The organism is Paenibacillus sp. EKM211P (genome assembly GCF_011066175.1).
Lineage (GTDB): Bacteria > Bacillota > Bacilli > Paenibacillales > Paenibacillaceae > Paenibacillus > Paenibacillus polymyxa.
Genome location: NZ_JAAMNS010000025.1, coordinates 1 through 18,508 on the forward strand (window position 1 = coordinate 1; position 18,508 = coordinate 18,508).

The window sequence follows — 18,508 nt, forward strand, 5'->3', positions numbered from 1 at the left end:
AACACGACCGTTAAGCCCTCCAGCGCCGATGGTACTTGGACCGCAGGGTCCTGGGAGAGTAGGACGTTGCCAAGCAAAAGTGAAAAAGGATGATACCCTCAGTGAGGTTATCATCCTTTTTTTATGCATTTTGTGGATGGACACCTGATTCTAAGGTTGACAGAGGGAAGAGGCTTTGCGACACTCTAAGTGCGTATTTTTTTAAAGGTCCAAGTATACGAGCGAGGTGACGAAGTTATGGAGATCAGACAATTACAACGTGAGGAATTTGAAGCAGCTATAGGATTATCCCAGTATGCTTTTCAGTTTACAATGACCCCGGAGGATCTGGAGAAAGCCAAGAAGAAATTCAAACCAGAACAAACATGGGGGATCTTCGACGGACCTGACTTGAACGCTAAACTGACTTTGCTACCACTACAGGTATACATACATGGTCAGGTTTTTGATATGGGAGGCATTGCTGGTGTGGCAACGTGGCCGGAAAAGCGTCGCGGAGGTATGGTTTCACGTTTGTTGACGCATGCGCTTGAAGAAATGAAGACCGCAGGACAAAGCCTTTCTTTTCTGCATCCATTTTCTTTTGCCTTCTATCGTAAATTTGGATGGGAAACGTATACTGAGTACAAAAAATACGTCATTCCAATTGATAAATTCCCTGCTAAACTTAAAACAGAAGGTATAGTCAAACGGGATATCAAAAATATTTCAGAACTAGACCAAGTGTATCAATCGTATGTTTCACGTTACAATGGTACGCTGGTACGAGATAAGGAATGGTGGCAGGAACGGATTTTAAATGAGAATTATCGAACTGTAGTATATTACACAGATGCAGGCGATCCTCAGGGATATGCACTATACAAAATAGAAGATAAACAGTTAAATTGTGATGAGTTGGTATATGAAAATGAGACGGCACGTCGGGCTTTGTGGACTTATTTTGCAAATCATGACTCAATGATAACCCAAGGTAAATTTATTTACGTTCCAGCAGATGACAATCTGCCTTTTTTACTCGATGATCCGCGAATTCAACAGGAAACGGTGCCTTATTTTATGGGGCGTATTGTGGATGCTGTTGCTTTTGTAGAGAGATACCCTTTTGAGCAGATTGGAGAGGAGACAAGTTTAACCTTACATCTGACAGATCGGTATGCTCCTTGGAATGAAGGAGTATGGAGATTAACGATTACTACGGAGGGGCAAGGACATCTGGCAAGAGTGGATACAAGTAATTTATCTGAGAACGACACAGTAGCTGACTTGGAACTGGGAATTCAGTCATTAACAACTTTAATGCTTGGCTATCAGCAAGCTGATAACCTGTTTAATTGGGGGCGCATTGAAGGAAGCAGTGAGTCTGTGGCTGCACTTAAACGTGTAATACCAACAAAACGAACGTTCCTATTGGATTTTTTCTGATAAAGGCCAATTAGATATTCTTAATGCTCAACTCTTTTTAACCAAATTGGATGTGGGATATCATAATTATTCAAAGCTCTTTCCATAATGGGAAGAGTTTTTTTGTTCTAGGGTATAAAACATAATTAGATTGCGAAAAATGGTATTGACCCCTTGGCAAAAATGAAATATGTGCTATAATACAAATATAGTCAAAGAAAGTCAAAGTCAATTAGAACCAGTGTGAATCTACAGAAGTATAACAATAATGACATGATTTGCGTATAGTTAGGAGCTGCTTCTTATGGACAGAAGAGAAGTGTATGATTTATCGCAAATAAAGGTCACACTAGAAACGAAACGGTACAATTCCAATGGATGTAGAACAGGCAATAGCCTGAATACAGCTTAGATTCGTGACTATACCGTTTGGTTAAGTTCAATATACGGCGGACTCTGTGGAGCGTGAAATGTACTTGAATACTTGCGTTTCCGTTAGTGGAGGATGATGAAATGCGCAATGTTTCCGACATTATTGAACAATATTTGAAGAGCATGCTGCTGGAAAGTCCCCAAGGCTTAGTGGAGATTCAGCGCAATGATCTGGCTGACCGCTTTTCCTGCGTACCGTCGCAAATTAATTATGTAATTAGTACCCGGTTTACGCTGGAAAAAGGTTATGTGGTGGAAAGTAAACGCGGTGGTGGAGGTTATATTCGGATTCAGCGAATTCAATTGCCTGCACAGCATGCGATCCATACACACCTTCATCAGAGCATCGGGGAGGAAATTAGCCAATCGGCAGCAGAAGGATTGATTTATCAGTTAGAGGAAGCTCATTTTTTAAGTAAAAGGGAAGCGGGTCTAATAAAGGCTGCTTTATCAAGAGATACATTATTGCTGAAGCTTCCCTATCGTGACCAACTGCGAGCAAGATTGCTTAAGGCTATGCTGATCTCGTTGCTGGCGGCCAAATAGCTAGTATCCATTAACCAGTGAATAGAGATTTGCAATTCAGATGTAGGGATTTGTAAAAATCCTGACGTTGAAGGAGGTGCTTTTATGCTGTGCCAAGAATGTAATATGCGGCCGGCAACTTTGCATTTCACCAAAATTGTGAATGGCGAAAAGACAGAGTTTCATATTTGTGAGACATGTGCGAAGGAAAAAGGGGAGATGATCCCTGGAACACCTAATGGCTTTTCGATTCATAGCTTGTTGTCGGGGATGTTGGATTTTGACTCCAGCACAAAGAGCCAGTCTTCAGGTCACAGTGTTCCCCAAAATCTACAATGCAAGGATTGCGGTATGACTTATACACAGTTTAGTAAGCTAGGACGCTTTGGATGTCCATCATGCTATCAATATTTTGATAGTCGCCTGGACCCTCTGTTCAAGCGTGTGCATGGTAGTACGAGTCATGTTGGGAAAGTTCCGGTCCGTACTGGAGGCCGATTAAAGGTTAAACGGCAAATTGATGATTTGAAAAAAGAGATGCAACAACACATTGTACAGGAAGAATTCGAATCAGCTGCTGAGCTTAGGGATCAAATCAGAAAGCTTGAAAAAGAAATGACTGAAGAGTAAAGTTTGTGAAGAGTAGGAGGGAATGCGTGATGCCCAATATCCGATTTACGGAAAAGCCGCTAAGTGATTGGATGCGTGGTGATGCTGCGGATTCGGAGATTGTCATTAGTAGCCGGGTAAGAATTGCGCGTAACTTGCAGCATCTGCCTTTTCCCATGCTTGCTACCAACCAGCAGTCGGAAGAAGTGCTTCAACGCTTAACGGATATCCTTCAGTATGATGATTTGCGTCGTTTTGGTACTTTTCATACCTTGAAAATATCCGAGTTGGATGAGATCGACAAACAGGTACTGGTTGAGAAGCACTTGATTAGTCCTAATTTGGCGAACGAATCTCGCAACGGTGCTGTGTTGATTAGTGATGATGAATCAGTTAGTGTTATGATAAATGAAGAGGATCATCTGCGTATTCAGTGCTTATATCCGGGATGTCAGGTTAGAGAAGCTTGGGAACGTGCTATGGTCATTGATGATGCATTTGAAGCGCATGTTGATTATGCATTTGATGATCGGAGAGGTTTTCTGACCAGTTGCCCGACGAATGTCGGCACAGGTATGAGAGCTTCGGTGATGATGCATTTGCCCGCATTGGTCATGACTCATCAAATCAATCGTATATTGTCCGCTGTTTCACAGGTGGGTCTTACAGTTCGCGGTATTTATGGTGAAGGCAGCGAAGCAGTTGGGAATTTGTTTCAGGTATCCAATCAGATTACCTTGGGACAAACCGAAGCGGAAATTATCGAGAATCTACATGGCGTGGTGCTGCAAATTATAGAGCACGAACGTTCTGCCAGAGAACGATTGATGAATGAATCCATGCTGCGGATTACAGATCGGGTGATGCGTTCATTCGGTATTTTGTCATATGCAGCAGTTTTGGATTCCAAGGAGGCTGCACAGCGGCTGTCCGATGTACGTCTCGGTGTAGATTTAGGAATTTTGGAGCGTCCTTCCATTGCAGCGATGAATGAGCTTAATGTGATGACGCAACCCGGCTTTTTACAAAAAAGCTTTGGGGATAAAATGAATACCGGTGAGCGCGATATGTACCGGGCGAAGCTGATCCGGCAAAAATTAGGCACAACCCTTTAATATATAGAATGAACTGAAATACACACTGTGGAGGTGCAGGATATATGATGTTTGGAAGATTTACGGAACGTGCACAGAAAGTGCTTGCCTTGGCCCAGGAAGAAGCTGTTCGATTGGGACACAACAACATTGGCACAGAGCACATTTTGCTAGGACTCATTCGTGAAGGTGAAGGAATAGCAGCGAAAGCCTTAATCGGTTTAGGGCTGGGACTGGAAAAAATCCAGGATGAAGTGGAAACACTGATTGGACGCGGTCAAGAGCAACCGACGAACATTGCCTATACTCCACGTGCCAAGAAAGTCATTGAGCTGTCTATGGACGAAGCACGTAAATTGGGTCATACCTATGTAGGTACCGAGCATATTTTGCTAGGCCTTATTCGTGAAGGTGAAGGCGTAGCAGCACGTGTACTGAACAACCTGGGTATCAGTCTGAACAAAGCGCGTCAGCAAGTGCTTCAATTGCTCGGTAGCAGCGAGGCGGTTTCCAGCCATCACGGTGCTCCAGCTAATGTCAGCACACCAACTCTGGACAGTCTGGCACGCGATCTGACGGCTTCTGCGAAGGAAAATAACCTGGACCCCGTTATTGGGCGCAGCAAGGAAATTGAGCGCGTTATTCAAGTGCTCAGCCGCCGTACAAAGAACAACCCTGTTTTGATCGGTGAACCTGGGGTAGGTAAAACGGCGATTGCCGAAGGATTGGCACAAAAAATCATAGCGAATGAAATTCCCGAAACGTTGCGCGACAAACGCGTAATGACACTCGATATGGGTTCTGTAGTAGCAGGTACTAAGTATCGTGGTGAATTTGAGGATCGCTTGAAGAAGATTATGGACGAGATTCGTCAAGCTGGAAATATCGTATTGTTCATTGATGAGCTGCATACACTGATTGGTGCTGGTGGAGCGGAAGGCGCAATTGATGCGTCCAACATCCTGAAACCTGCTCTGGCACGTGGCGAGCTGCAATGTATCGGTGCCACCACGCTGGATGAATACCGCAAATATATTGAGAAAGATGCTGCTTTGGAGCGTCGTTTTCAACCTATAACCGTGGATCAACCTTCTCCAGAAGAAGCGATTCAAATCTTGTATGGTCTGCGCGACCGTTACGAAGCGCATCACCGTGTGAAAATCACTGATGAGGCTATTGAAGCTGCAGTAAGATTGTCAGATCGTTATATTACGGATCGCTTCCTACCGGATAAGGCTATTGACCTTATTGATGAAGCGGGCTCCAAGGTAAGGCTCAATTCCTATACAGTACCGCCAAACCTGAAACAGCTGGAAAACCGTCTGGAGGATATCCGTAAGGAAAAAGATTCAGCGGTACAAAGCCAGGAGTTTGAAAAGGCAGCTGCGCTGCGCGATACAGAGCAAAAAATTCGTGAAGAGCTGGATGTCACTAAAAACCAATGGAAAGAACAACAGGGGCGTACAGATTCCGAAGTTACACCAGAGGATATTGCTCAGGTTGTTGCCATCTGGACTGGTGTCCCAGTCAGCAAGCTGAAGGAAGAAGAAACACATCGTTTGCTGAATATGGAGCAACTGTTGCATGAACGGGTGATTGGGCAGGACGAAGCTGTTAAGGCAGTAAGTCGGGCGATTCGCCGGGCACGCGCCGGTCTGAAAGATCCGAAACGTCCAATTGGCTCCTTTATTTTCCTCGGTCCAACTGGGGTTGGTAAAACAGAGCTGGCACGCGCCTTGGCTGAATCTATGTTTGGTGATGAAAATGCGGTTATCCGTATTGATATGTCCGAATATATGGAGAAACACTCCACATCCCGTTTGGTAGGAGCGCCTCCAGGATACGTAGGATATGAAGAAGGTGGCCAACTGACTGAAAAGGTACGTCGTAAGCCTTACTCTGTTGTGTTGCTGGATGAAATTGAAAAAGCACACCCGGAAGTATTCAATATTCTGCTGCAAGTGTTGGAGGATGGACGTCTGACGGATTCCAAAGGACGTGTTGTTGACTTCCGTAACACTCTCATCATCCTAACATCCAACGTTGGTGCACAGGCGATCAAGCGTAACTCCACGCTTGGCTTTACAGCTGTTGTGGACGCTGGGGCGGATTACGATAACATGAAGGGCAAAGTGATGGATGAACTGAAGAAGAGCTTCCGTCCTGAGTTCTTGAATCGGATAGATGAAATTATCGTGTTCCATTCTCTTGAAGAAAAACATATTGCCGAAATTGTTTCACTCATGTCTGAGGAGCTGCGTAAGCGTCTGAATGAGTATGAGGTTGACTTTGAGTTGACAGACAAGGCTAAGAATTTCCTTGCCAAGGAAGGCTTCGATCCAGCGTATGGTGCGCGTCCATTGCGTCGTGCAATCCAGAAGCATATTGAAGATCGCCTGTCCGAGGAACTGTTGACTGGAAACATTTCTAAAGGCGACTCTCTCTATATTGATGAAGAGAACGGTGCATTGACAGTAACGAAAAAGGATAATGTATCCGCGAAGTCCTAAAGCAGTTTAGTAAATAAAACATTAGAAAAGGGTGTCTCGCAGGCTGGAAAGCTATTGCGAAGGCACCCTTTTTGTGTATTGAACACCTTGAAAGGGTAGGGTAAAAGCTTTGGGAAAGTTTGTGATATTGCTTTACGTCCGCCAAGCTTCAATGGTAAACTTTTATTGTTACAGCTCTTTCAGGTGCTGTGTGAAGATAAAATTGACATCATCGTTGTCAAGAAGGAGCCAAGGAATAAAGTATGGCTAAAGTGAAAACTAAATTTTCCTGTACAGAATGTGGCTATGAATCGCCTAAATGGTACGGAAAATGTCCTGGATGCCAGGCATGGAATTCCATGGTCGAAGAAACGGAAAGCGTTGTAAAAACTCAAGGAATGGGATCTTCCCTTCTTACTCATAGCACAAAAGACAAACCGCTTCCTATTATTGAAGTGGAGAGTGGCAAAGAAACACGAATTTTGACGGGAATTGGTGAATTAAATCGTGTACTCGGTGGAGGTGTGGTGCCAGGTTCACTTGTTCTGGTGGGTGGAGACCCGGGGATCGGTAAGTCTACGCTTATGCTGCAAACCTCTAATGAGCTGGCTTTAACTGGTTTAAAGGTACTCTACGTGTCTGGTGAGGAATCCGTCCGCCAAACGAAGCTACGTGCAGATCGCCTCGGTGCTTTGTCTCCCAGTCTGTACGTATTATGTGAGACGAATTTGGAGACGATTGAAGAAGCAGTGGACAGCTTGAAGCCGGAGTTTTTGGTCATCGACTCGATACAGACTGTATATTTGCCTGAGGTGACAAGTGCGCCTGGTAGTGTAGCTCAGGTGCGCGAGTGTACTTCACGATTTATGCGGATTGCCAAGGGATTAGGTATTGCTACAGTACTGGTAGGGCATGTGACCAAAGAAGGCGCTATTGCAGGTCCGCGTTTGTTGGAGCATATGGTCGATTGTGTACTTTATTTTGAAGGAGAGCGCCATCATACGTATCGGCTGTTGCGTGCGGTTAAGAATCGTTTCGGTTCTACGAATGAAATTGGTATTTTTGAAATGGCCGAAAGTGGTTTGCGTGAGGTGGCGAATCCTTCTGAGCTCTTCCTGTCCGAACGGCCACTGGGGGTGGCTGGTTCCACAGTCGTTGCCAGTATGGAGGGAACCCGACCTGTATTGGTTGAACTGCAAGCACTCATTGCGGCTACGCATTTTCCATCTCCACGCCGAATGGGTACGGGGATTGACCATCATCGGATGGGATTAATCATTGCCGTACTAGAAAAGCGGATGGGCATGTTTTTGCAAAACCAGGACGCTTATCTCAATGTTGCTGGAGGCGTAAAGCTGGATGAACCAGCGGTGGATTTAGCCATAGCGGTGAGCATTGCTTCCAGCTTTAGGGATGCTCCTACCAAGCCGTACGATGTGATTTTTGGTGAAGTAGGACTGACAGGCGAGGTGCGGGCTGTATCCCGAGCAGAACAGCGAGTGCGAGAAGCAGAGAAATTAGGTTTCAAACGGGTGATCATGCCCGAGAAAAGCTTGAAGGGCTGGACACATCCAAAAGGGATACAAATTATCGGAGTTGGAACGGTGGCAGATGCACTGGCAGCCGCATTAGATTAGGGGGCATTGAGGATGAAGGAAGCGAGCCAACTGGATAAAATGAACGATTTGCTACGGCTTGTGGCACCGGGAACTCCCTTTCGCGACGGATTGGAAAACGTTTTGCGTGCCAAAACGGGTGCTCTTCTGGTCGTTGGCTATAGCCCGGAAGTAATGGAAGTCGTGGATGGCGGTTTCTCTATTAATTGTGACTTTTCGCCGAACTATTTGTATGAGCTGGCTAAAATGGACGGCGCAATCATATTGAGTGAGGATTTAAAGCGAATTTTATATGCCAATACGCAATTGATTCCCGATTCCTCCATTTCGTCCATAGAAACAGGGATTCGGCATCGGACGGCGGAACGAGTTGCAAAGCAGACTGGCAAACTGGTTGTGTCTATTTCCCAGCGTCGTAATATTATTACGTTGTATCAGGGGACTTTACGGTATGCGCTCAAGGAAATCGGGGTTATTTTAACGAAAGCTAATCAGGCTATTCAGACGTTAGAAAAATATAGATCCGTATTGGGGCAAGCCTCAACGAATTTAACTGCATCTGAATTCGAAGAACTGGTTACCATGCCGGAGGTCGTTAATGTCATTCAACGGATCGAAATGGTGCTGCGCATCAAAATGGAGATCAAACGATTTATTAACGAGCTCGGGAATGAGGGCAGGCTGATTAGCATGCAGATGGAGGAGCTTGTCAGTAATATCGAGGAAGAAGCTTGGTTGCTGTATAAGGATTATGCCAAAGACGACAGCGACGAGAAGATCCGTGAAATTATATTGGGACTCAAACGTTCTACGGACGACGAATTACTGGATGTGAATCATATAGTACGTTTATTAGGCTACCCTTCTTCAGCAGCGACATCAGAAGAATATATTGCTGCACGCGGATATCGGGTGCTGAACAAAATACCTCGTTTGCCCAATGTGATTATTCATAATCTGGTAGAGCGGTTTGGACGTTTTCCACATGTCATCACAGCAACGATAGAAGAACTGGATGAAGTGGATGGTATAGGAGAGGTTCGTGCACGTACGATTAAAGAAGGGCTTAAACGTTTACAGGAACAAGTTTTCATTGACAGACAAATGTAAATGTAATACAGTGAAAGGATTATAATGGAACAATTCATACATTGAGGTGAAGAGATGATTACCAAATCAATTCCGAACATGTGTACCTTGGGTAACTTGTTTCTCGGAATGATCGCCATTTTATTGGCCGTAGACGGAAAATACAGTCTTGCCGCTATTATGGTTATTGTCGCCATGTTGTTGGACGGACTGGATGGAAGGATGGCCCGGGCTTTGAATGCCCAGAGCGAATTCGGTAAAGAACTGGACTCCTTATCAGATATGATATCTTTTGGTGTTGCTCCCGCAGTTATTATGTACATGGTTGCTTTTCATGATGCGAATTCGGCTTTGGCTTGGACGGTTACAGCCATTTTTCCGATGTGCGGAGCATTGCGTTTGGCTCGATTTAACGTACGTCCCGGTGTACCAGGTTATTTCACAGGTTTACCCATTCCGGCAGCAGGTGGCGTATTAGCCACGTTGTCCTTATTCCATAACGAGATTTCATTGTTATACATGTCGATTGCCATGTTGCTAGTCTCTTATTTGATGGTTAGCTCCATGAGATATCCAAATTTCAAAAAGGTCGGCCTTCCGAAAAAAGCGATCTGGGTTGCTCCGTGGGTCGTAATTGCAGCGGTGGTTCTAGCTGTTAAATTTCCTGATCAGCTGTCGAAGCTGATTTTTGTACCACTGGTGCTTTATGCGTTGTACGGTATGAAGCTGAACATTCGGAAGTTATCACGCAGACGTGGACGTGAGCGGGATCGTTCTAAACAGGAAGAACAGGACGATCAATATCGTCATTCGCAACGTTAGTGTCAGACAAGAACTACAAGAAGCATTTATTTCCTTGATTCATTCAAGGGGATAAATGCTTTTTTTATGCATAAAAAGTGAAAACACAGGGTTAGTTATGTGGGAAATGGACCATACTGGTAAGGGAAGTGCTATGTATCCAATAAATAGCAGACTATTGAAAAGAAAATAAAGGAGGTATAGAGACTCAATGTGGAGAAAGGCTATTTTAACTTTTACAGGATTGTGCGGCGCGTGGTTTGGCTATACGTTATACCAGCGGATAGGAGGCTTAGTAACGTGGATGCCACAATGGTTGAGTGATGGTTCTTTACCAGGAATGGCTGTTTGGATGTTAGCGGGAGCGGTGGTATTTATGGTTGGCTGCTCATTCGCAGGGGCGTCCGTGGCGAATCGATTGCAGCAGGGTATTGAAGGTTTGGTACGAATTCCGATGAATGAGATGATAGCAGGTGTCATGGGCTTAGCGGTGGGGCTGATCCTTTCCTTGGCAGTTTATCCACTCTTTTCAGGGTTAGGAGCACCTGGTTTACTTATCCAGACCGCGGTTACCTTGGTATGTGGATATGTGGGGTTGATGGTTGGGCTAGAAAAACGGGACGAGTTGTCATCCTTTTGGAGTTCAGGCTTTTTTGGTCGGGGAACGGATGTAGAAGAACGCAAGCTGGAGGAACATAAAATTTTGGACACCAGCGTCATTATAGATGGGCGTATTGCGGATATCTGCAAGACAGGTTTTATTGAAGGGACCATTGTGATTCCTGAATTTGTGTTGGAGGAGCTTCAGCATATCGCAGATTCTTCAGATTTACTTAAGCGTAATCGTGGGCGGCGGGGTCTGGATATTTTGAATAAAATTCAAAAAGAGCTAGATGTGAATGTGCTCATCTATGAGGGGGATTTTGAGGAAATTTCAGAGGTCGACAGTAAGCTGGTTAAGCTTGCAAAGGTGTTGCAGGGTAAAGTTGTAACTAATGATTTTAACCTGAATAAAGTATGCGAACTTCAAGGTGTGTCTGTGCTGAACATTAATGATTTGGCGAATGCAGTGAAGCCTGTCGTACTGCCCGGTGAGGAGATTATGGTGCAGATTATCAAAGATGGCAAGGAGCATGGGCAAGGTGTAGCTTATCTGGATGATGGTACGATGATTGTTGTGGAGGGTGGACGTGACTATATTGGCTCTCTCATGGAAGTACTGGTCACAAGCGTACTTCAGACCTCTGCGGGCCGTATGATCTTTGCTAAACCGAAATTATTGGAAAAAGCTCAATAAACGAGGTATGATGAAGTAGATGTGTTATCATACGGATCGTCCAAGTGCGATCAGGGCAGGAGTTATTTGAATGAACAATCAGGTAGGAGTCGTGATTGTGGCGGCCGGGCGCGGCTCCCGTATGGGAACGCAGGAGAGCAAGCAATTTCTGCTTTTGCGAGACAAGCCCATCTTCATACATACACTTGAAATATTCGCAGCAATGCCTGAAGTGGATGAAATGGTGATGGTTACTGGAGCTGGAGATGTGGAACGCTGCAGAGACTGGATTCATCAATACAAGATTGGTAAAAATGTACGGGTGGTGGCTGGTGGCAGTGAACGCCAGCATTCGGTTTATCGCGGTTTGCGCCACTTGCGAACAGATTGGGTGATGGTGCATGATGGTGTGCGGCCATTGATTCAGCCTGAGCTTGTACGTTCATGCCTGGAGGCTGCTCAGCGTACTGGTGCTTCTGTAGCGGCAGTACCTGTAAAGGATACGATCAAGCAAGTGAACGGGGATGGTATCATTACAGCAACGCCGGATCGCCGTAGTCTGTGGAGTATTCAAACGCCACAGACTTTTCGTCTTTCCGATCTGCTGCGGGCCTATGAGGAAGCGGAGCAGACAGGATTTTTAGGGACAGATGATTCCATGCTGGTGGAGCGGCTAGGCATTCCGGTTACTGTCGTTCAAGGCAGCTACAAAAACATCAAAATTACTACGCCTGAGGATTTGGAGATGGCGGGGTTATGGGTAAAGACAGAGGGAGAGGATATCAAATGATTAGAGTGGGGCAAGGATTTGACGTCCACCAGCTGGTGGAAGGAAGGCCATGCATCATCGGAGGAGTAAATATTCCGTATGAAAAAGGTTTACTGGGTCATTCCGATGCAGACGTGCTGCTGCATGCCATTAGCGATGCTATCCTGGGTGCGCTTGGCTTGGGAGACATCGGAAAGCATTTTCCAGATAATGACCCTGAATTTAAGGACGCGGATAGTCTTAAGCTACTGGAGCATGTGTGGGGGCTGGCTAAAGAGCGGGGATACCGATTGGGGAACATCGATTCTACAATTATTGCGCAGAAGCCCAAGATGGCATCGTACATCCCGCAGATGAATGAAATCATCGCCCGGGTGCTGGAAGCAGAGGAGTCATCACAGGTAAATGTCAAGGCGACGACGACGGAGCAACTCGGGTTTACCGGGCGAAGCGAGGGAATCGCGGCTCAGTCGGTTGTCTGTCTAATCAAGTAAATGCTATCATCTTGAGTAATTCTATTTGGAGGAGATTATATGAGCACGGAAGTTCGTGTACGCTATGCACCAAGTCCAACAGGACATCTGCATATTGGAAATGCCAGAACGGCATTATTTAATTATTTGTTTGCCCGCAATCAAGGCGGGAAATTTATTATTCGCATTGAAGATACAGATGTGAAGCGCAATATTGAGGGCGGAGAAGAAAGCCAGCTTAAATATTTGAAATGGTTGGGTATGGACTGGGATGAAAGTATAGACGTGGGCGGCGAGTTTGGACCTTATCGCCAGACCGAGCGCTTGGACATCTACAAAACATACTGGCAGGACTTGCTGGATCGCGGTTTGGCATACCGCTGTTATTGCACGGAAGAAGAACTTGAACGCGAGCGTGAAGAACAGATGGAACGTGGGGAGACACCACGTTACTCAGGAAAACACCGTGATTTAACAGAAGAACAGTGTCAGGCGTTTGAAGCAGAGGGCCGTGTACCAAGTATTCGTTTTCGCGTACCAGAAGATCGTGAATATACGTTTGATGATATTGTTAAAGGTCAAATTACGTTCAATTCCAAAGAAAGCGGCGATTTTGTTATCGTCAAAAAAGACGGTATTCCGACATATAACTTCGCTGTAGCGGTTGACGACTATTTGATGAAAATATCGCATGTACTACGGGGTGAGGATCATGTATCCAATACACCGCGGCAGTTGATGATTTTTGAAGCTCTCGGCTGGGAGCCTCCACGCTTTGGTCATATGACGCTGATCGTAGGCGAGGATCACAAAAAGCTCAGCAAACGAAATGAATCCATTATTCAGTTCATGGAGCAGTACGATAAGCTGGGCTATCTGCCGGAAGCTATATTCAACTTTATTGCATTGTTGGGCTGGTCTCCGGAAGGCGAGGAAGAGATCTATGATCGGGAACAATTAATCTCGATTTTCGATCCTAATCGTTTGTCCAAAAGCCCAGCTGTATTTGATACAAACAAGCTTGCTTATTTGAATAATCATTATATTAAAAAAGCTGATCCTGAACGGATTGCCAGTATGGCAATTCCACATTTGCAGGCAGCAGGACTGTTGCCGAATGATTTATCGGCTGAACAACAGGATTGGGCTAAAGCTCTTGTCCGCTTATACCAAGAACAAATGACTTCAGCGTCTGATATTGTGGCGTTGTCTGAGTTGTTTTTCCGTTCACATCTGGAGTTGGATGCTGATGCGGCGGCTGTTCTGGCTGAAGAACAGGTTCCTGATGTACTTAGAGCCTTTGCAGCTAAGGTTGAAACGAGCGAGGAATTTACGGCTCCACAAATGGCCAAGCTGATCAAAGAAGTCCAAAAGGAAACTGGTTTTAAGGGGAAACAGCTGTTCATGCCGATTCGTGTGGCCCTTACAGGTCAAACTCATGGACGGGATCTGAACGAGACCATCTATCTACTTGGACGTGACAAGGTATTGGACCGTCTTAAGGCACAAATTAAAGGCTGATATTTCTTGTCAATTTGTTGTCTTTTCGCTATAATGACTCCATTGATATGGATTGATACTTACGTGTAAAGGCTGCGAACAGGAGAAGTACACTGCATAAGGGCATCTGCCAGAGAGGACGGTCGAGGGGAAACCCCAGGCTGAGAACCGTCTAGATGACCTGCGGAGGAAATGCGCCTGGGAGCCGTGCGCCCGAACCCTCGTTAGCCTACAATGCTAATGTGGCAAGGGCTTGCCGATTCGTTCCCGTTACAGGACGCCAAAGACGGACTTTTCTGCTTTTTTTGTAGCAGATATGTTCGAAGCAGAGTGGGACCACGTATATGCGTCTCTGCAGCCTAGGCTGCGGAGGCGCTTTTTCATTTTTATCAGATTCAGACTCGCTGTAGACTGAAAATTGTCGAAGAATGCTGGTGACTACGAAAATTGGCGAAATGTGAAGTGTGATGCGGCAAGGATATGGAGGGAATAGGAGGGCGACATGTTCAGGCATTTCAAATCCGATATTCAAACTGTTTTGGATAATGATCCGGCCGCCCGGAGTAAGCTGGAAGTCATTTTTACGTATTCTGGCGTTCATGCCCTTTGGGCACACCGAATTGCACATTGGTTTTATTTGCGAAAGTGGTGTACTCTAGCCCGTGTTATATCCCAGGTATCGAGGTTTATGACAGGAATTGAAATTCATCCTGGCGCTCGTATCGGAGATCGGCTGTTCATTGACCACGGCATGGGTGTTGTCATTGGCGAAACCTGTGAAATTGGCGATGATGTCGTATTGTATCAGGGGGTTACTCTTGGAGGAACTGGAAAAGAGAAAGGGAAGCGCCACCCCACCATTGGGAATAATGTCGTTATAGGCTCCGGTGCAAAAATATTGGGTTCATTTACGATTGGGGCGCAATCCAATATTGGCTCCAACTCGGTTGTGCTAAAAGAAGTTCCGCCAAACAGTACGGTAGTGGGTATCCCCGGGCGAGTGGTCAGACAGGATGGCAGACGTCCAGATCGACTTAGTCACCAGTTGCCTGACCCGGTCGTCGATTCCATACGGTCTCTTCAAATGGAAATAGAACGATTACGAGCAGAATTGTCTGATTTGAAGGAGGAGCAATCTGCTCAGAAACATCAGGTGACCCAAGAGAATAAATTACAAGGATAATTTTCATGAGGGAGGAACATAACGATGTCGCTTCAAATTTATAATACAATGACGAGGAGCCGGGAGCCTTTTGTGCCACTGGAGCCTGGAAAGGTTAAAATGTATGTATGTGGTCCTACAGTGTATGATTACATTCATATTGGTAATGCACGACCTGTAATTGTGTTCGACGTGGTACGCAGCTACTTGGAGTATTTGGGCTATGATGTAAACTATGTGGTGAATTTTACGGACGTTGATGATAAGTTGATCCGCAAAGCTCGGGAACTTAATATGGAGGTTCCGGCAGTTGCCGAGAAGTTTATTGCTGCCTATCATGAGGATCTGACAGGATTGAATGTTCCTGCTGCCAGCATAAATCCTCGTGTAACCGAAAGCATGGATCTGATTATTGATTTTATCAAGGACCTGGTAGACAAAGGCTATGCCTACGAGAATGATGGTGATGTCTTCTACCGGACCAAAATGTTTAAAGACTACGGACAGCTGTCAGGCCAAAATTTGGAGGAACTCCAGTTTGGGATTCGCATCAATGTGGATGAACGCAAGGAGAATGCCGAGGATTTTGTACTCTGGAAAGCAGCGAAACCGGGAGAAATTTACTGGTCAAGTCCTTGGGGGGATGGACGCCCAGGCTGGCATATCGAATGCTCTGCTATGGCTCGTCACTATTTGGGGGATACACTGGATATTCACGGAGGCGGACAGGATCTGCAATTTCCGCATCATGAATGTGAATGCGCACAATCCGAAGTGATTACGGGTAAACCATTATCTCGCTACTGGATGCATAACGGATATATTCGCATAGATAATGAAAAAATGTCGAAATCACTCGGTAACGGTATTTTGGTTAAAGATCTGCGTGCTCGTCACAAGCCCGAAGCTTTACGTTATTTTATGCTGTCGACACATTACCGCAACCCTTTGAACTACAACCAAGAGACGATGAGTCAGGCGGAGAATAGTGTCGAACGGATTGCCAATGCAGTCGCCAATGTAAAGCATCGTTTATCCATGGCTTTGAAAGGTAATGAAGCAGTATCGGCTGAGCTGCAAATGAAGCTTGACGGGATATTACAGCAATTTGGCGAAAAAATGGATGATGATTTCAATACGCCTGATGCGATTACTGCGGTGTTCGAATGGGTCAGCGAAGCCAATCTTTTGTTGCAGCGTGATGTTGTCAATCAGGCGGAATTGCAAGCGGTGCTGCATACCTTCCATTCGATGAATACGGTGCTTCGCATTTATTCGGAACCGAGTGAAGAACTGCTGGATGACGAAATTGAGCAGTTAATTGCAGAACGTGTCGAAGCTCGTAAAACTAAAAACTGGGGTAGAGCTGACGAAATTCGTGATCTGTTAGCTACTAAAGGCATTGTGCTTGAAGATACGGCGCAGGGTATGCGGTGGCGGCGGAAATGAGTAATAAGCCACTGAACTCAGGAGCTGTGGAAGGCGCAGGAAACTGGTTTCCGTATCCTGCGTCCAAGCCGGCTCGCTTGATGCCACCCATTGCGTTAGCTTACATTGGTGATGCAGTGTATGAGGTGGCTGTCCGGCAATATCTGTTGGCACAGCCCAACCTGCGTCCCAATCATTTACATCGACGAGCTACAAGGCTTGTCTCCGCCAAAGCACAGAGCCGTATGTTGGGATTGCTAGAAACGGTGCTGACGGATGAAGAACGTGATATTGTCCGACAAGGAAGAAATGCCAAATCAGGGAGCCTGCCCAAAAATGCTGATGTGCTTGAGTATCGGCATGCCACGGCGCTGGAAGGCTTGATTGGTTATCTTTATTGTGATGGACATTTGGACAGATTGAGAGAGTTGATTACGTACGGAATTGCACAAATGGAAAATGCAGAAAAATCATAAATTGGAGACGGATTGAACGAATTGATATCGACCGTTTCCCGGGAGGAAGCTAGAGATGGAAGAAGAATGGATTGCCGGTAAGCATTCGGTAACAGAGGCGCTGCGTTCAGGCAGGACGATAAATAAAATATGGATTGCGGATAATGCACAAAAGCATTTGACACTGCCGATTACGGCTGAGGCGAAAAAAGCAGGAATCATTGTTTTGCAGGTGGACAAGCGTAAGCTCGATCAAATGGTTCCAGGCATTCAGCATCAGGGAGTGGTCGCGCAAGCTGCACCTTTTGCCTACGCTGAGGTGGAGGACTTGCTTGCTGGTGCTCGTGCTAAGGGAGAAGAGCCGTTTTTGATTTTGCTCGATGAGATTGAAGACCCTCATAACTTGGGCTCTATCCTTCGTACGGCGGATTGCACTGGAGCACACGGTATTATAGTGCCGAAAAGGCGTTCAGCCGCTGTAACTGTAACGGTGTCTAAAACATCGGCAGGTGCTGTGGAGTACGTCCCGGTGGCGCGTGTGAGCAATTTGGGACAAACCATTGACCGTCTTAAAGAAGAAGGTGTATGGGTAGTTGGCACGGATGTTACAGCAACCGATCCCGTCTTTGGGAATGGAGTATTCACCGGTCCCGTAGCGATTGTCATTGGTAACGAAAATAAAGGAATGGGCCGTTTGATCCGCGAGAAATGTGATGTACTCGTCAAGCTGCCAATGGCGGGACAAATCAATTCCCTCAATGCTTCTGTAGCTGCAGGTGTCGTCATGTACGAAGTTTTGCGCGGACGACAGGCACGGGGCTAACGATATGGCTGACACGCGGGATGTTCTGCTTGTGGACGGTTACAACATGATTGGAGCCTGGCCCGAACTTTCCGCACTGGTACAATCTGGTATGCAGGAAGCGAGGGACAGACTTCTTGAACGACTGGCGGATCATCAGGCGTATTCGGGCAGAAGAGTCATCGTCGTATTTGATGCTTACAGGGTGCCAGGATTAGGTAAAACCTTTGCCCAGAGCAAAGTCCAGATTTATTTTACGAGAGAAAAAGAGACAGCCGACGAGTGCATCGAGCGATTAGTTCGTGAGCTGAGCAGCAAGAGGAGAAGCATTTACGTAGCGACAAGTGATCAGGTAGAGCAGCATGTGGCCTTTGGCCAGGGAGCACTCAGAGTATCGGCACGAGAATTACTGATCGAGATTGAGGAATCTGAAAGGGAAGTCCAGAAGCGAATCCAGCAGGATAACGCCAAATTGTCCCGCAATTCGCTGGATGGCAAGCTGAGTCCGGAGCTTCGAAAGTTGTTTGAACGCTGGAGAAGAGAATGATCCAGTAATTGGGATACTCTCCATTTTGAAACCATTG

Annotated in this window: 17 protein-coding genes and 1 rRNA gene; all 18 read left to right on the top strand. The window is 45.9% G+C overall.

All coding sequences use genetic code 11. From position 1 onward, the window contains the following. A 5S ribosomal RNA gene (gene rrf / locus G9G57_RS26485) occupies positions 1-75 on the top strand; the annotation flags it as partial. Between the two features lie 162 nt (positions 76-237). Then, positions 238-1,425 (top strand): GNAT family N-acetyltransferase, encoded by a 1,188-nt coding sequence (locus G9G57_RS24225; protein WP_164965645.1) that lies wholly within the window; start codon positions 238-240, stop codon positions 1,423-1,425. 492 nt (positions 1,426-1,917) lie between these two features. Then, positions 1,918-2,382, top strand: a complete 465-nt coding sequence (locus tag G9G57_RS24230) for a CtsR family transcriptional regulator (protein ID WP_016818631.1) — start codon at positions 1,918-1,920, stop codon at positions 2,380-2,382. Positions 2,383-2,466: 84 nt separating this feature from the next. Continuing rightward, positions 2,467-2,991 carry a UvrB/UvrC motif-containing protein gene (locus G9G57_RS24235; protein ID WP_016818632.1) on the top strand — a complete coding sequence of 175 codons (525 nt, stop codon included), beginning with the start codon at positions 2,467-2,469 and terminating at the stop codon, positions 2,989-2,991. 29 nt (positions 2,992-3,020) lie between these two features. Continuing rightward, positions 3,021-4,085 (top strand): protein arginine kinase, encoded by a 1,065-nt coding sequence (locus G9G57_RS24240; protein WP_013373293.1) that lies wholly within the window; start codon positions 3,021-3,023, stop codon positions 4,083-4,085. Between the two features lie 44 nt (positions 4,086-4,129). Beyond that, the gene (gene clpC / locus G9G57_RS24245) at positions 4,130-6,574 is read left to right on the top strand and encodes an ATP-dependent protease ATP-binding subunit ClpC (protein ID WP_016818634.1); all 2,445 of its coding nucleotides are present in this window, start codon (positions 4,130-4,132) and stop codon (positions 6,572-6,574) included. Positions 6,575-6,816: 242 nt separating this feature from the next. After that, on the top strand, positions 6,817-8,190 hold the full coding sequence (radA, locus tag G9G57_RS24250; RefSeq protein ID WP_013373291.1) for a DNA repair protein RadA: 1,374 nt from the start codon (positions 6,817-6,819) through the stop codon (positions 8,188-8,190). A 12-nt stretch (positions 8,191-8,202) separates the two neighbouring features. Next, positions 8,203-9,279 (top strand): DNA integrity scanning diadenylate cyclase DisA, encoded by a 1,077-nt coding sequence (gene disA / locus G9G57_RS24255; protein ID WP_013312183.1) that lies wholly within the window; start codon positions 8,203-8,205, stop codon positions 9,277-9,279. A 54-nt stretch (positions 9,280-9,333) separates the two neighbouring features. Continuing rightward, the gene (gene pssA / locus G9G57_RS24260) at positions 9,334-10,080 is read left to right on the top strand and encodes a CDP-diacylglycerol--serine O-phosphatidyltransferase (protein ID WP_016818635.1); all 747 of its coding nucleotides are present in this window, start codon (positions 9,334-9,336) and stop codon (positions 10,078-10,080) included. A 190-nt stretch (positions 10,081-10,270) separates the two neighbouring features. Next, positions 10,271-11,356, top strand: a complete 1,086-nt coding sequence (locus tag G9G57_RS24265; protein ID WP_107735231.1) for a PIN/TRAM domain-containing protein — start codon at positions 10,271-10,273, stop codon at positions 11,354-11,356. 70 nt (positions 11,357-11,426) lie between these two features. Next, positions 11,427-12,125, top strand: a complete 699-nt coding sequence (ispD, locus tag G9G57_RS24270; protein WP_107735230.1) for a 2-C-methyl-D-erythritol 4-phosphate cytidylyltransferase — start codon at positions 11,427-11,429, stop codon at positions 12,123-12,125. After that, entirely contained in the window at positions 12,122-12,598 is a 477-nt protein-coding gene (ispF, locus tag G9G57_RS24275; RefSeq protein ID WP_016818638.1) for a 2-C-methyl-D-erythritol 2,4-cyclodiphosphate synthase, read from the top strand. The genes ispD and ispF overlap by 4 nt, the downstream gene beginning before the upstream one ends. A 39-nt stretch (positions 12,599-12,637) precedes the next feature. Beyond that, positions 12,638-14,098: a glutamate--tRNA ligase gene (gltX, locus tag G9G57_RS24280; protein WP_017427898.1), complete on the top strand. Its 1,461-nt coding sequence runs from the start codon at positions 12,638-12,640 to the stop codon at positions 14,096-14,098. A 481-nt stretch (positions 14,099-14,579) separates the two neighbouring features. After that, positions 14,580-15,260 (top strand): serine O-acetyltransferase, encoded by a 681-nt coding sequence (gene cysE / locus G9G57_RS24285; RefSeq protein WP_013373284.1) that lies wholly within the window; start codon positions 14,580-14,582, stop codon positions 15,258-15,260. A gap of 24 nt (positions 15,261-15,284) precedes the next feature. Then, the gene (cysS, locus tag G9G57_RS24290) at positions 15,285-16,688 is read left to right on the top strand and encodes a cysteine--tRNA ligase (protein WP_107735229.1); all 1,404 of its coding nucleotides are present in this window, start codon (positions 15,285-15,287) and stop codon (positions 16,686-16,688) included. Then, positions 16,685-17,143, top strand: a complete 459-nt coding sequence (locus G9G57_RS24295) for a Mini-ribonuclease 3 (RefSeq protein WP_107735228.1) — start codon at positions 16,685-16,687, stop codon at positions 17,141-17,143. The genes cysS and G9G57_RS24295 overlap by 4 nt, the downstream gene beginning before the upstream one ends. A gap of 55 nt (positions 17,144-17,198) precedes the next feature. Next, positions 17,199-17,945 (top strand): 23S rRNA (guanosine(2251)-2'-O)-methyltransferase RlmB, encoded by a 747-nt coding sequence (gene rlmB, locus G9G57_RS24300; protein ID WP_019688718.1) that lies wholly within the window; start codon positions 17,199-17,201, stop codon positions 17,943-17,945. A 4-nt stretch (positions 17,946-17,949) separates the two neighbouring features. Further along, positions 17,950-18,471 (top strand): NYN domain-containing protein, encoded by a 522-nt coding sequence (locus G9G57_RS24305; protein WP_016818643.1) that lies wholly within the window; start codon positions 17,950-17,952, stop codon positions 18,469-18,471. The last annotated feature ends 37 nt before the right edge of the window (positions 18,472-18,508 follow it).

Bases quoted from the DNA above. Each gene is read 5' to 3' on its own strand.
- G9G57_RS24225 (WP_164965645.1), top strand. From the start codon at position 238: ATGGAGATCAGACAATTACAACGTGAGGAATTTGAAGCAGCTATAGGA.
- G9G57_RS24230 (WP_016818631.1), top strand. From the start codon at position 1,918: ATGCGCAATGTTTCCGACATTATTGAACAATATTTGAAGAGCATGCTG.
- G9G57_RS24235 (WP_016818632.1), top strand. From the start codon at position 2,467: ATGCTGTGCCAAGAATGTAATATGCGGCCGGCAACTTTGCATTTCACC.
- G9G57_RS24240 (WP_013373293.1), top strand. From the start codon at position 3,021: ATGCCCAATATCCGATTTACGGAAAAGCCGCTAAGTGATTGGATGCGT.
- clpC (WP_016818634.1), top strand. From the start codon at position 4,130: ATGATGTTTGGAAGATTTACGGAACGTGCACAGAAAGTGCTTGCCTTG.
- radA (WP_013373291.1), top strand. From the start codon at position 6,817: ATGGCTAAAGTGAAAACTAAATTTTCCTGTACAGAATGTGGCTATGAA.
- disA (WP_013312183.1), top strand. From the start codon at position 8,203: ATGAAGGAAGCGAGCCAACTGGATAAAATGAACGATTTGCTACGGCTT.
- pssA (WP_016818635.1), top strand. From the start codon at position 9,334: ATGATTACCAAATCAATTCCGAACATGTGTACCTTGGGTAACTTGTTT.
- G9G57_RS24265 (WP_107735231.1), top strand. From the start codon at position 10,271: ATGTGGAGAAAGGCTATTTTAACTTTTACAGGATTGTGCGGCGCGTGG.
- ispD (WP_107735230.1), top strand. From the start codon at position 11,427: ATGAACAATCAGGTAGGAGTCGTGATTGTGGCGGCCGGGCGCGGCTCC.
- ispF (WP_016818638.1), top strand. From the start codon at position 12,122: ATGATTAGAGTGGGGCAAGGATTTGACGTCCACCAGCTGGTGGAAGGA.
- gltX (WP_017427898.1), top strand. From the start codon at position 12,638: ATGAGCACGGAAGTTCGTGTACGCTATGCACCAAGTCCAACAGGACAT.
- cysE (WP_013373284.1), top strand. From the start codon at position 14,580: ATGTTCAGGCATTTCAAATCCGATATTCAAACTGTTTTGGATAATGAT.
- cysS (WP_107735229.1), top strand. From the start codon at position 15,285: ATGTCGCTTCAAATTTATAATACAATGACGAGGAGCCGGGAGCCTTTT.
- G9G57_RS24295 (WP_107735228.1), top strand. From the start codon at position 16,685: ATGAGTAATAAGCCACTGAACTCAGGAGCTGTGGAAGGCGCAGGAAAC.
- rlmB (WP_019688718.1), top strand. From the start codon at position 17,199: ATGGAAGAAGAATGGATTGCCGGTAAGCATTCGGTAACAGAGGCGCTG.
- G9G57_RS24305 (WP_016818643.1), top strand. From the start codon at position 17,950: ATGGCTGACACGCGGGATGTTCTGCTTGTGGACGGTTACAACATGATT.